The 13,617-nt window shown below is 43.9% G+C and carries 13 protein-coding genes; 9 read left to right on the top strand and 4 right to left on the bottom strand.

Features of this window, described 5'->3' with window-relative positions:
* Window positions 1-81 precede the first annotated feature (81 nt).
* The gene (locus OEG80_RS11560) at window positions 82-978 is read left to right on the top strand and encodes a carbon-nitrogen hydrolase family protein (RefSeq protein WP_201530495.1); all 897 of its coding nucleotides are present in this window, start codon (window positions 82-84) and stop codon (window positions 976-978) included.
* Window positions 979-1,053: 75 nt separating this feature from the next.
* On the opposite strand, the gene OEG80_RS11565 is transcribed toward OEG80_RS11560, so the two are convergent.
* From OEG80_RS11565 to lptM, 4 genes are all read right to left on the bottom strand, one after another.
* Entirely contained in the window at window positions 1,054-2,103 is a 1,050-nt protein-coding gene (locus tag OEG80_RS11565) for a tyrosine recombinase XerC (protein WP_201530496.1), read from the bottom strand.
* Window positions 2,104-2,160: 57 nt separating this feature from the next.
* Window positions 2,161-3,048 (bottom strand): diaminopimelate epimerase, encoded by an 888-nt coding sequence (dapF, locus tag OEG80_RS11570; RefSeq protein ID WP_020442583.1) that lies wholly within the window; start codon window positions 3,046-3,048, stop codon window positions 2,161-2,163.
* Between the two features lie 200 nt (window positions 3,049-3,248).
* The gene (lysA, locus tag OEG80_RS11575; protein ID WP_263240946.1) at window positions 3,249-4,580 is read right to left on the bottom strand and encodes a diaminopimelate decarboxylase; all 1,332 of its coding nucleotides are present in this window, start codon (window positions 4,578-4,580) and stop codon (window positions 3,249-3,251) included.
* Between the two features lie 95 nt (window positions 4,581-4,675).
* A complete protein-coding gene (lptM, locus tag OEG80_RS11580) occupies window positions 4,676-4,987 on the bottom strand; it encodes an LPS translocon maturation chaperone LptM (protein ID WP_263240948.1) in 312 nt (103 codons plus the stop codon).
* Window positions 4,988-5,588: 601 nt separating this feature from the next.
* Between lptM and OEG80_RS11585 the strand changes: the two genes are divergently transcribed.
* The 8 genes from OEG80_RS11585 (at window position 5,589) to OEG80_RS11620 (ending at window position 13,520) form a co-directional block, all read left to right on the top strand.
* Entirely contained in the window at window positions 5,589-6,821 is a 1,233-nt protein-coding gene (locus OEG80_RS11585) for an acetate/propionate family kinase (protein WP_263240949.1), read from the top strand.
* A gap of 110 nt (window positions 6,822-6,931) precedes the next feature.
* Window positions 6,932-9,088, top strand: a complete 2,157-nt coding sequence (pta, locus tag OEG80_RS11590; RefSeq protein ID WP_263240950.1) for a phosphate acetyltransferase — start codon at window positions 6,932-6,934, stop codon at window positions 9,086-9,088.
* A 196-nt stretch (window positions 9,089-9,284) separates the two neighbouring features.
* Entirely contained in the window at window positions 9,285-10,193 is a 909-nt protein-coding gene (locus OEG80_RS11595; RefSeq protein WP_263240952.1) for a nicotinate-nicotinamide nucleotide adenylyltransferase, read from the top strand.
* Between the two features lie 140 nt (window positions 10,194-10,333).
* Complete coding sequence (rsfS, locus tag OEG80_RS11600; protein WP_011512587.1) at window positions 10,334-10,747, top strand: ribosome silencing factor; 414 nt, start codon at window positions 10,334-10,336, stop codon at window positions 10,745-10,747.
* A gap of 251 nt (window positions 10,748-10,998) precedes the next feature.
* On the top strand, window positions 10,999-11,769 hold the full coding sequence (locus tag OEG80_RS11605) for an MOSC domain-containing protein (protein WP_263242520.1): 771 nt from the start codon (window positions 10,999-11,001) through the stop codon (window positions 11,767-11,769).
* Between the two features lie 6 nt (window positions 11,770-11,775).
* The gene (locus tag OEG80_RS11610; protein ID WP_263240955.1) at window positions 11,776-12,660 is read left to right on the top strand and encodes an N-acetylmuramoyl-L-alanine amidase; all 885 of its coding nucleotides are present in this window, start codon (window positions 11,776-11,778) and stop codon (window positions 12,658-12,660) included.
* 29 nt (window positions 12,661-12,689) lie between these two features.
* Entirely contained in the window at window positions 12,690-12,881 is a 192-nt protein-coding gene (locus OEG80_RS11615) for a hypothetical protein (RefSeq protein ID WP_263240957.1), read from the top strand.
* An 84-nt stretch (window positions 12,882-12,965) separates the two neighbouring features.
* On the top strand, window positions 12,966-13,520 hold the full coding sequence (locus OEG80_RS11620; protein WP_263240958.1) for a DinB family protein: 555 nt from the start codon (window positions 12,966-12,968) through the stop codon (window positions 13,518-13,520).
* The last annotated feature ends 97 nt before the right edge of the window (window positions 13,521-13,617 follow it).

Consider the following 13,617-nt stretch of genomic DNA (forward strand, 5'->3'; position numbering starts at 1 on the left):
TTCAAATAAACCATTAATAATGACAAACCTGAAAACGTTTTATAAGAGATATATAACATTAACAATATTGAGAAGCCTGCTATGAATGAACATATAAATAACATACAGCTGACCGTTGCTGCTATCCAAATGAATAGCCAGCAAAGCATTGAAGACAATCTGTCGGATATAAAATCCGCTATTATGGATGCTCGTGCACAAGGCGCGCAGCTTGTCGTACTACCAGAAAACTGCTGTAGCATGGGTAGACAGTTTGCGACAGCAGAGCAGTTCGATGCGCTGTCAGCGACGATAGCAGAGTATGCACGTACATATGGTATATACGTACTAGCGGGCTCTCTGCCCTGCCCATATCGCCCTGACGGCATGATTGTGCCTGATGGTAGATTGCGCCAAGTAAGCCTATTGTTTGCGCCGGATGGTACACAAGTGGCGCGCTATGACAAGATTCACTTATTCACCGCGACCGTCGCCGATAAGCAAGGCAGTTATAACGAAGCGGCGACGTTTGAGCCAGGTACGCAGACGGTCGTGGCAGCGCTCGAAGTAAATGATGATGTTTATCAGCTCGGTATGATGGTTTGCTTTGATCTACGCTTTCCTGCATTGGCGCAGCGTCTGCGGCAAGCAGGCGCAGAACTATTAAGTGCGCCCTCTGCTTTTACGTATCTAACAGGACAAGCCCATTGGTCGCTCTTACTGCAAGCACGAGCTTTAGACAGTCAATGTATGGTAATTGGAGCAGCACAAGGCGGTGAGCATGCGTACAGAGACGGTCATACACGTCAGACGTGGGGACATACGACGATTAGCGCTTATGATGGAACTGTAATGAGCAGCTACAATGATAGCGAATTGACCCCATCTTTGAATAAAGACCATAAAAATTATGCTTTGGTCTTAGCGACGTTAGATAGACAAGCGCAAAATCAGGGACGACAAAAGATGCCTATCTTTGATTGTCATCGTTTGGCATAAAATAATTTTTATAAAAGCGTCTTGATAAAAGGTTTTTTCAATCAAAGCAATTTGCGATGAAAGACACTTTTAAAATTAAAGGGTTGAATCGCTGTCTTTGGATGCGTGAGTGGCTCGGGGATGGGCGCGGTCATAGACTTGGGTCAATTTAGCAAAATCGACATGGGTATAAATTTGCGTGGTACTGATATCGCTATGCCCAAGCATCTCTTGGACAGCGCGCAAGTCGCCACTCCCTGATAACATATGTGATGCAAAGCAATGGCGCAATAGATGCGGATACATGTTTTGAGCAATACCAGCACGAGTAGCAGCAACTTTGAGACGCTGCTGCACAGCCCTTGTGGATAAACGCGTACCCAATTTTTCACTAATAAATAATGCACTGTCCATCTGCTCTACCCACAGATTGCGGTGCGGTAAATAACGACGAATGGCGTCAGCCGCTTTTATTCCTAAAGGTACTAGGCGTGTCTTATTACCTTTGCCGATCACGCGTACCCGCAAATCAGCCAAGTCCACATCTGCTATATTTAACGCGACGAGCTCACCGACACGTAAACCACTGCTATAAAGCAATTCAAACATCGCCTTATCACGTAGCCACAAGCGTGCTTGTTCAGGTGTATCAGGGATTTCTTGGTCGAGCAATTGCGTCAATAAATCCACATCAGCGATAGAGGGTAATGGTCTAGGGCTGCGCTTGAGCTGATAGCCTGTAGTTGGATTGATACGTGCCAAATCCTCTTCTATCAGCCAGCCATAAAAATGACGAATAGCTGATAACTCTTGCTGAACGCTGGCAAGGGATAGCTTGTCTTCATCAAGGCGTTGGCTGATATGCTGGGCTAATTGGCGCTTATCACAACGTGTCCATGTCAGGCGTTTACCTCGCAGGAATAACGCCAGTTGATTCAAGCCTGCAAAATAGGCCGTCAATGTATGCGGCGAGTGATTGCGCACAGATAAGACATTTAGCCAACGATGCACAGGGTCTAATAATTCACTTAACGCAGCATCCGCTTCTATGGTGATTGCCAATTCTGCTGATAGCCATGACGGTGAAACGGATTGTTTATCAGATCGTGCGTCTGTCACTTGAGATTTTTTATAAGACATCACCATATTGAAAACAACCCCATTACTTATCCAGTAAAAATAACTGTCACTTATGTTTTACTATTAACTTTCTGGATTGGGCTTGATACCGGCTTGTGCCATCAAGCCATCTGGACTAAAGACACCTTCATACACAAATGCGGTTGGTCCGGTCATCATAACCGAATAGCCCGGCTGCCATTTAATTACCATGCTGCCGCCATAGAGCTGAGCACGCACATCTTCGCCTTCGTCAAGCCAGCCTTCGCGTATACCAATGGCAACGGCTGCACAAGCGCCCGTACCACAGGCTTGCGTCTCACCGACACCGCGCTCGTACACTCGCAGACGAATATGACGCTGATTCATTATTTGCATAAAACCGACATTGACACGTTCTGGAAATGCTGGATGCGATTCGATGGCTTTACCCAAGGTTTCAACGTCAGCATCAAGCACATCGTCAACTTTTATCACCGCATGCGGATTGCCCATATTGGCAACATAAAGCTGCACCGGCGTACCATTCACGTCCAGATGATAAGCATTTTGGATTTTGGTGATGGCTCTTGGGGTAAATGGAATCTCACTTGGCTCAAACTTGGGCTTGCCCATATCAACCTCTACCCAGCCATAACGATCGGTCGTCAGCGAAATAATGCCGCTTGCCGTCTCAACACGGAGACGCTGTTTAAAGGATAACTTGCGCGCTTGCACAAAACGGGCAAAACAGCGGGCGCCATTACCGCATTGCTCAACCTCTGACCCATCAGTATTAAAAATACGGTAACTAAAATCGACGTCGGGGCGCATTGGCGGCTCAACGACGAGCAACTGATCAAAACCAATACCTAAATGACGATCACCCAGTAACTGCACCAAATCCTTGGTCAAGTCCAAACGCTGAGTCACCAAATCGATGACCATAAAGTCATTGCCCAACCCATGCATCTTAGTAAATTCTATTAGCATATCCCTGATATCCTATCCTATTTTTATGTATGTCTTATATTAGCACGCTGTCAGTTACAATCATAACTATCACCGTTATCAAATGCCAAGTTATATTCCACACTTATTATTCAGGTGTTTGATCAAAATTTGCCATAAAAAAACCCACTAGCATTATGATAATGGGTTAGATTTTTGAGATACTTTATGCTGCTTAGCCGTTAACCTTGCCACAATACTTCGTCTGCATATAGCGCTTCAACGGTTTCGCGTTTGCGAATCAGCTGGTGGCGATCATCAGCTACCATGACTTCACTGGCTCGCGGGCGTGAATTATAGTTGCTACTCATAGTAAAGCCATAAGCACCAGCACCCGTGATTGCGAGAATATCGCCTGTCGAAAGCGACAACAAACGATCTTTTGCTAAGAAATCACCCGTTTCACAGATAGCACCAACGATATCCCATGGCTCAGTACTTTCTGTATTAATACCATTACTAGGTAAAACGTTTGGGATTACTGCCATTTCTGCTTGATATAAAGCAGGGCGAATTAAGTCGTTCATTGCCGCGTCAACAATGGCAAAATTCTTATGCTCAGTTGGTTTGAGCACGTCAACCTTGGTCAATAACACCCCAGCATTTGCCACGATACTACGACCCGGCTCAAAGAATACGGTCAAGCCAAGCTCACTAAGTTTTGGTAATAACGCATTGGCAAATTCATCAATAGAAACAGGCGTCTCATCAATATAACGCACACCCAGACCACCACCCAAATCGATATGACGCAGCTCAATACCTGCTTTACGTAAGCTATGTACTAGCTCAATCACTTTGTCCAATGCCGCAACGAATGGCGCAACTTCAGTCAACTGCGAGCCGATATGACAGTCAATACCGACGATATCGATATGCGATAATTGCGCCGCTTGCTCATAGACAGCGACGGCATTTTCATGACTGATACCAAACTTATTGTCTTTTAGACCGGTTGAGATATACGGATGGGTCTTGGCGTCGACATTAGGATTAACCCGTAGTGAAATTGGCGCAGGTTTATCCAATTTCTGTGCCACATCATTAATCAAAGTCAGCTCGCTGATTGACTCAACGTTAAAGCAGCCAATACCTTGCGTCAGGGCATATTCGATATCACTATAAGTCTTACCAACGCCTGAGAATACCACGCGCGCAGCCTCGCCGCCTGCCGCCAATACGCGCATGAGCTCACCACGTGAGACGATATCAAACCCTGCCCCTGCTTGCGCCAAGATACCAAGTACCGCCAAATTAGAGTTTGCCTTTACCGCATAACAAATCTGATGCGGTAGACTGGCAAAGCTGGTCGTATAAGCTTGATAGACATCTAAAATGGCTTGCTTTGAGTACACATAACACGGCGTACCGTAGTTTTTAACTACTTCAGCAATACTGACCTGCTCCATATACAAGGCACCGCCTCGATAATCGAGCGCGGGCAAATGGGCGGTTAAGGCTTCAGGATGCACATACAATCCCTGCTCAGTTTGGGTAGTGACTGACTGACTCATATAAATATCTCTAATATAATCAAGGTAACAATAAAGTATTGGGCTTGCTCAAAAATCGTTTGAACATTTACATTTTAATAATTCATGATTACTTATTAGTAATCGTTAGGATCGTTACTCGGTTCAGGCAGCTGAAAATTCTCTGTATTTTGTTGGTCGCTGTCAATCTTAGCAAAGGCAGTATCTTGTGGATTACTGCCACTATCTAATATTGCCGTGCTATCTCGCACTGCTTTACTACCAGCGTCTACAAGGTATAAATCGCCTTTTTGTCCGCAGCCAACCAACAATGCCGCTGAAACTATCGTGATCGACGTACCAAGCATGATGTTATACGTACTATGGCGAATGGCGCTGCCCACTGTCTGAGAGTGCTTGGGTTTTGAGGTATATCGTGTTGTAAACATAGGATAGATAACCTGTAATCTTGCAACGGTGTACGCGATAAAAATCACTATCAGCGAAAACAACCAAGGCTGCAATAAGGAAAATAGGAAGATTTTTTAATCATAGCATTATTCTATAAAGCTGTGCGCCTATAGAATATGTTTGCGTAGTAAATTTGCTGAAATGTAGTGATAGAGAATCCAATATAAATATAAAACAATGTTATTGATCTAAAGCTAGACAAACTTACTTACAATTTTTATAAAGGCAAATTTTTACTTATTTTATCTAATAAGCCCTTACTGTCTTCGGTGTACACCTGTAACCATCAATTAAGGACTGGCTGATCAAAGCCTTAGAGTTATCGTGGTGTCACTGCCAAAATATGATACATTATAGTCAACCCTTGTAGCTATAAGGCAACGCTAGCAGGCGTTTGCTTTACATTGAACCTATGTTAGACATAGTGATGGCTCAAGTATAACGAAGATCAGCGCGATGATGGTTTATGTTTCCAACCCGTGCAACCTATCCCAGCACCAATATCGCTGGTTTTCGTTTATTCAACAGGTGATCGTCAAGATGCGGCACCTTTTATAAAAGACAATCTAAGGATAGAGTATGAGCGCTGGCGTAAGCACCACTTTTGATGACAAACATTCTGAAGCATCGACCCTGACCAATCCTACTTTAGTATTGAACTGCGGCTCCTCTTCAATCAAATACGCCTTAATTAGTGAGGATGAAGGTACTCGTATCACAGGTCTTGCCGAAAACTTAGGTCTCGATACTGCCCGTATTAAACACACCACATTAAATGGTGAAAAGTTAGAAATTGCAATCGCTGGTGGTCGTCATGAACTTGCCTTACAGAAAATCCTTGAGCTACTTGAGCAGTATCACTTTATTGCTGTTGGGCATCGAGTGGTACATGGCGGTCGTGAGTACTCAGAAGCGGTGCGTGTCGATGCGCATGTGTTAGCAGAAGTCAAACGTCTAAAAGTCCTCGCCCCATTACACAATCCGGCAAACGCACTAGGTATCGAAGCTGTACAAGCAATCTATCCTGATATTCCGCAAGTGGTGGTATTTGATACTGCCTTCCACCAGACCATGCCACCCGTTGCTTTCCGCTATCCGCTACCAAAGGCACTCTATTCAGAACACAAAATTCGTCGTTATGGCTTCCATGGTACCTCGCATGCTTATGTATCAGAACGCGCCAGCCACATTACCAGCGCAACAGGACCACATGGTTGGTTAACTGCGCATTTGGGCAACGGCTGTTCAGCAACAGCTGTCTACGACGGCAAAAGCCTTGATACCAGTATGGGTCTGACCCCGCTTGAAGGTCTTATGATGGGTACGCGTAGTGGTGATGTTGACCCAAGCTTACATATTCATCTTAAGCGCCAACTTGGTATGAGCTTAGAAGAAATCGATAAAATGCTCAATAGTGAAAGTGGTTTACTTGGTATTTCAGGCTTATCGAATGACTTGCGTACCATTGAGCAAGCGGCTAATGAAGGTCATGAAGACGCAAAGCTGGCTATCGAGATGTTCTGCTATCGTGTTGGTAAATACCTTGCCAGCTTAAGCTGCGCGCTCCCTGACTTTACTGGTATTGTCTTTACTGGTGGTATCGGCGAAAACTCTGTGACCACGCGGATGCGTATTTTAGAAGTCATGCGTCATTTTGGCATCAAAGTAGATGCCGATAAGAACGCTGGCTTGGTCGGTGGCAATGAAGGCAGTTTCCATGCTGACGATAGCAGTATTGAGCTGTGGGTTGTCCCAACTGATGAAGAATGCCGTATCGCACAAGAAACTCGTGCAGCCTTGGGTCTAAAATAAAACTAGGTCTACAATAAGACTCATATGCCTGCGATAAGAATCACAAGTTGATTCTTATACGCTCAAGGATGACAATCTCTCTAAAAATATAATAAACAGTAGGATACATTATGCAAACTATTTTACTTGTACCCATTAGCCGCGGTATCGGTGTGACGTCAGCGGCGTTAGGTCTGATTCGTGCTTTCGATTATAACGGTATCAAAGCGGGTTTTATGAAGCCGTTTTTACAAGACGATACGCTGGATAAGCAAAACAGTCTAGACAGCTCAAGCGCATTAGCCATGCATGCCTTTGGCCTAAAGCCACCTAAATCGATCAGCCGTCAACATGTTGAGCGTATGATTGGTGATGACAATCTTGATGACTTGATGGAAGAAGTGGTTGTTAACTACCATACTCTTGGTGATGATTACGATGTGGTGATTTGCGAAGGCTTAGTACCGACGACTGAAACTTCTTATGCCTCACAGATCAATCGTGCGATTGCTCATGCACTCGATGCCCGAATCATCTTTGTTAGCACCGCCGATACCAGTAAACCTGCCTATTTAGCCGATAAGCTTGATGTGCATGCGCGTGAATTTGGTGGTATGGCAAGTGATCGTACGCTTGGCTGTATCTTGATGCGGATGCATGACTTGCCAAATACGCAAAGCACCTTAGAAAATCAAATCGTTGCCCCAGGTGAAGCGATTGTGAGCTTGGATAGCGGCTTTATACAAGAAGTGAAGCGCCTATCGCCGCACTTTAATACCGAACAATTCCGCTTAATTGGTGTCGTACCATTTAGTGACTCATTATCCGTGCCGCGTACGTGGGATATCGCTGCTGAACTTGATGGTACTTGGCTCAACGTTGGTGAGGCAAAATCGCGCCGTATCAATCGCATCAGCTTGACCGCACGCTCAATTGCACGTGTCGATGAAGTGTTCAAACGTGGTACGCTTATCGTGGTGCCGGGCGACCGCGACGATTTACTATTGGCAGCGGGTCTTGCCTGTATCAATGGTATTCCGCTAGCAGGATTGGTATTGACTGGCGGCGTTGCCCCTAGTCCAACCGTCGCTGAGCTTTGGCAATCTGCACTCAAAACGGGTATCCCTGTAATGAGTGTCGAAGATGACAGCTTTGAGACGGTACAAAGCCTATTACACATGAGTGCTGAGATTCCAAGTGATGACACCGAACGTGCTGAAGAAGTGGCTCGTTATGTCGCGGCGCATCTAGATCTTAGTTGGATTAAAGCTTACTTTAGCCAAAATCATGAGCCGCGTTTGTCACCTTCTGCTTTTCGTCATCAAGTGGTGAAAAAAGCGCAAATCGCCAAAAAACGTATCGTGCTGCCAGAAGGCTCTGAGCCGCGTACGGTCGAAGCCGCCTGTATCTGTCAAAGCCGCGGTATTGCCAACTGTGTGCTACTCGCTAAGCGTGCTGATGTTGAACAAGTCGCCAAAAACCGCGATTTGGTATTACCTGAAGGGCTTGAAATCATCGACCCTGACAGCTTAGATATGAGCAAATATATCGCCGCTGTAGTCGAGCGTCGCAAAGGTAAAACCAGCGCAGAAGTGGCTGCTGAATATCTGCAAGATACCGTTTATTTAGGTACGACCATGCTACAGATGGACGAAGTTGATGGTCTAGTATCTGGGGCAATTCATACCACGGCTAATACTGTCCGCCCAGCGTTTCAGTTGATTAAAACGGCACCGGAGTACTCACTTGTATCGTCAGTCTTCTTTATGCTGTTGCCTGAGCAAGTGGTTGTCTACGGTGACTGCGCCATTAACCCTGATCCAAATGCAGAAGAATTGGCTGAGATTGCCATTCAGTCTGCGCAGTCTGCTGCCGCCTTTGGCATCGATCCAAAAGTGGCAATGATTAGCTACTCTACGGGCTCGTCAGGCACTGGCGCTGATGTCGAAAAAGTCGCCCGTGCGACCCAAATCGTCCGTGAACGTGCACCGAATCTAAAAGTCGACGGACCGCTACAGTATGACGCGGCTTCTGTCATGAGCGTCGGCAAGCAAAAAGCGCCGGATTCGCCTGTTGCTGGACAAGCAAACGTCTTTATTTTCCCAGACCTGAACACCGGTAACACCACTTATAAAGCAGTACAACGTAGCGCCAATGTGGTCAGTGTTGGACCGATGTTGCAAGGCTTAAATAAACCAGTCAATGACTTGTCACGTGGTGCCTTGGTCGATGATATTATTTATACCATCGCCCTCACTGCCATCCAAGCACATAGCGACGTTATTTAAGCATCTAAAGCTTCATTCAAAACACGTATTATTGAGCCGATTATCATAATGATGGTCGGCTTTTTTATGGCTTTTAAACGGTATAATTAAACATAATAAAATCGATAATCGGGATAAGTAAATAATCACATGCTATAGTCGATTTAAAATAAATCAATTACAACGCCCATCTGCATCAGTTTTTACTCACTCATTTATGTCAAATACTACTAATAGTTATCAAAGCCAAAATACTAAGTCTGCCATCCGTGCTTATTTGGGTGGCTCATTTGATCCTGTACATAATGGTCATTTGCAAATGGCGATGACCGTTTATCAAAGTTTGCTACCAATAGCACAGCAGCAACAGCGCGAACTGTACGTATCGTTGCTGCCCAATGCGCGCTCGCCTTTTAAAGAAGATAGCACCGATCCTAAGCATCGTCTGGCGATGCTAAAGCTGGCAACGCAAGAGTCGCCCTTATACATTAACGAGCTTGAGCTGTGGCAAGCACCGCCTGTCTATACTATCGATAGTGTGCAGACACTGCGCACACGCTACCCGCATGACAGTCTGATATTTGTCATGGGGATGGACAGCGCGCGTAGTTTAGAACACTGGAAAAATGGGCTGCAACTAACTGATGATGTCAGTCTATGGGTATTTGACCGTGAAGAAAATTTTGATAGCGATATAGATATTGATATCAAAATTGATAAAAACGTCTCTAAGACTGAGTTGCACCACTCTCTAACATCCCAACTTCCAAAACTGCTACAACCTTTAACCATCGATTCTATAACTGAATTATTAGCCGCTAAACCTCAATCTTTAACAAACAGCTTTTGCGTAAAAAATAGCCATCAAGGTCATATTTATATCGACCCGCGCCCTGTGACAGCAATATCAAGCACACACATACGTCAGATGCTTTATCAACAACTGCCGCAAGCACCTAAATCATTAAATATAACGCACAGCACTGACATGCAAATTGCATCTTTACAACCAATAAATGATATCATAGGCAATACTGCACCCAATTCATTAGCTAAATGGCTAAATCCTGCTGTTTATCAATATATTATCGCCCATCAGCTATATTCTGCTGCTCAATTCCGTTAAAATCGCCTTATACTTTTAATTTTGCCCACTTTGATCATTTTTCCTCAAAAAACGTCTGCCCCTATTTGGCTCGTTAGAGAATGCATTGTGACGATTTACCATTTTATTTTTAATATTTACGATTCAAGAGATTAAAATTTATGACCAACACCATGACTGACGAACGTTTACAAGAATGTTTGACCCTTGTTCAAACCGCGCTAGACGATATGAAAGCTAAAAACATCACCGTAATGGATGTAGCAGCATTGACAGACGTAATGGAGCGTATCATCATCGCTGACGGTACCTCAAAGCGCCATGTACGTGCAATGGCTGACAGTGTCGGCGCTGAAGCCAAACTGGGTGGCTTTATGCCACTGGGTCGTGAAGGCGGTATCGATTCTGACTGGACATTGATTGATTTGGGCGCTGTTGTCGTGCATATGATGACGCCACAAGCCCGTGAGTTCTATGACCTAGAAGGTCTATGGTCATCACCTGAACAATTGGCTGAGCTGGTTGCGGTGCCGCGTGAGAAGAAAACAGCCGGTCGTCGCAATAAAAATAAATAATCTTATTTATTGCCAGAGCTGCTTAAGAAAAAGACCAGATATCTATTCTGGTCTTTTTTTGTCTAAAATTTACTGTGCTAATAAAATTCAAAATACTGTTAAATTTTAAACGGCTGAATTCTTACCATTAGAGGAATGATTAAGCTAAGATAATACGCATTATTAATACCAATATCGATATAACCTCTCCCCTAATAAATCCCTATAGATTAGGCAAACCTATGAGCTTAGAACCTATGAACTTAGAACCTATGAACTCAAAAACGATAGCATCTTCTAGCCAAAAAAATACTGCTGACTTTAACCAAACCTTGCCGCTCCATATCGCCACTCTAACCTGCGTTCGCGCTGGCAAAGCCATGCCATTTACCCGTGAAGAAATGAGCGCCATCGATAAAGCACCAATCAAAGCACCCGTCGCTGTCAACTTTATGGGTCTCACAACTGATGAGCAAGCCGATAGACGTCATCATGGTGGTCCACTAAAAGCGGTACATCAACTAGCGACGGCGACTTATGACAAGATTAATGCAGAGTTTAGCTTGAAAGTGCGTGTTGGCACATTGGGTGAGAACCTCACTACAGAAGCAGTAAATGGTTTGCTAGAAATGACGGAAGCGACAGTTTGTATTGGTGACGTTTTTCAGTATGGTCAAGATGAAAGCATTGATGGGAATGGTGGCGACAGCGTGCAATTACGCATTGTCCAACCGCGACGACCATGCTACAAAATCAATGACCAAATCGGCCATTTTACCAAAGTGCCCAATATTGCGTCTTGGGTCAGCAAACAAGGCATCGCTGGTTGGTATTTTCAAGTCGTTCGTGATGGCATGATCAGCGCTGATTTACCGGTTTATCTTATCGAACGCCCCTATCCTTTTGCTACTCTTAAAAAGCTGTGGCAATTATCTAATTCAAAAGAGACATTTGCAGCAGAAGTTATTGAACCTTGGCTTGCGATTGAGTGTTTGGAAGAGAGCTGGAAGAAGGTTTTGGCAAAGAAGATTAAAAAGGGTTAGCATTTCATGGCAAAAAATATCTTTTTAGCATTAGCATGTGCCTTAACGCTGCCTTTAATTGGCTGCGTGACCACTAATAACATTCAAATAGCGAATACTGAACCCTTCGTTATTGATAGCGAAACCTATCAAGCCACTGGCAAAAGCGAGCGGATCAAATCCATCGTCCTGCACTATACCGTCTCAGATAATGCCAGATCTATAAAAACATTGACCACTGGAAATGTGAGCGCCCACTATCTGATCTTGGATAATAACGATAATAAAATTTATAACTTAGTGCCTGAAAGCGAACGTGCTTGGCATGCTGGTAACGGCGGCTTTGCAGGTAGAACGATACTTAACGATACCTCTATCGGCATCGAGATTGTAAATGCAGGGATTAAGCCTGAATATCGAGATGCCTTAAAAAACGGCGCGCTCGACTATCATCCGTATGAGCACTATGTAGAATTTAATGAGTTACAGATTAAGAAAGTGGCGCAGCTGGTGCAAGACTTGGCAAAAAGATATAACATCTCAGCAAAGAATATCATCGGTCATGCCGATATGGCACCCTCGCGTAAAATCGATCCCGGGGCAAAATTTCCTTGGCAGCGACTGTATTTCGATTACGGCATTGGCGCTTGGTATGATGAATTTGATAAGCAATACTTTATGAATCAAGACGAGTTTGCAGCGGTAACGATACCTGAGATTAAGCAAGCGTTTCGCGATTACGGTTATCAAATCAATGACACAGACGCATGGGATAAAGCCAGTCGCAATGTCGTGTATGCTTTTCAATTGCATTTTAGACCACAGCAGCCAACGGGCGAGCTAGATTTAGAAACTTATGCAATATTAAAGGCACTCAATAAGAAGTATGCTGGTCGTGATGACTTTTATTAATCGATAAAAAATATTAGGAGACATAAGCCATGAGCAACTCTCAATACAACGAGCAAAATGAGCAAGACGAGCTACAGAAGTATCTAGAAGAAAAAGCCAAACAGGAGCAAGAAAAAGAGCAGGAAGCCGAGCCGCTCTCTGCGTATGAGGCTTGTGTACTAAAAGAAAGCGCGAAGATTCATGAGTTGATTGCTGAGGCTCAGAAGGAAGGTAAAAAATAATTTTAGTATTAGCGACATAAAGTTCGGAATACTATCGCAATATAAAAAGCCTGAAACCTGAAAAAAGCCTATGGCGCAAATACTATGATAAAACCTAACTTTGAAATCATGGCATCATACAATGCGCTAATGAATAAAAAAATATGTGACAGTATTTCGACCACTTCTGATAATGTTTTATGGGAGAACAAAAAGGCATTTTTTGGTTCTATACTGGGTACGCTAAATCATCTAATGGTTGGCGATTTAATTTGGCTCAATCGTTTAAACCAACATCCCAGTTATCCAACAGGATTTAAAGCTTTAGAGCCGTTAAAAGATTTCCCATTACCTACTAAGCTTACTCAAATTTTATATGATGATAAACACGGTTTTAGTAGAAATAGGCAGGCTCTAGATCAGATAATCATTCGATTCATTGAGGAATCAGACGAAAGCGATTATTTCATGAATTTGAGTTATCGAAACACTAATAACGATACCTTCAATAAGTCTTTTTCTATGTTGCTACAACATCTTTTTAATCATCAAACTCATCATCGCGGGCAAGTAACTACTTTACTTGCTCAGATAGGTATTGATGTAGGAGAGACAGACCTATTGATGTTGATTCCAAATGTAGATGATAAAAATTTGTAGGTTGGTGTCGAGGCACGAGACCCAACACATAATTCGTTTAAATTATTGACCCAAAATCGTTGGGTGTCGCAAGCTCAACCCAACCTACGTGCTGAAA

Source organism: Psychrobacter sp. SC65A.3 (assembly GCF_025642195.1).
In the GTDB taxonomy this organism is placed as follows: domain Bacteria; phylum Pseudomonadota; class Gammaproteobacteria; order Pseudomonadales; family Moraxellaceae; genus Psychrobacter; species Psychrobacter cryohalolentis.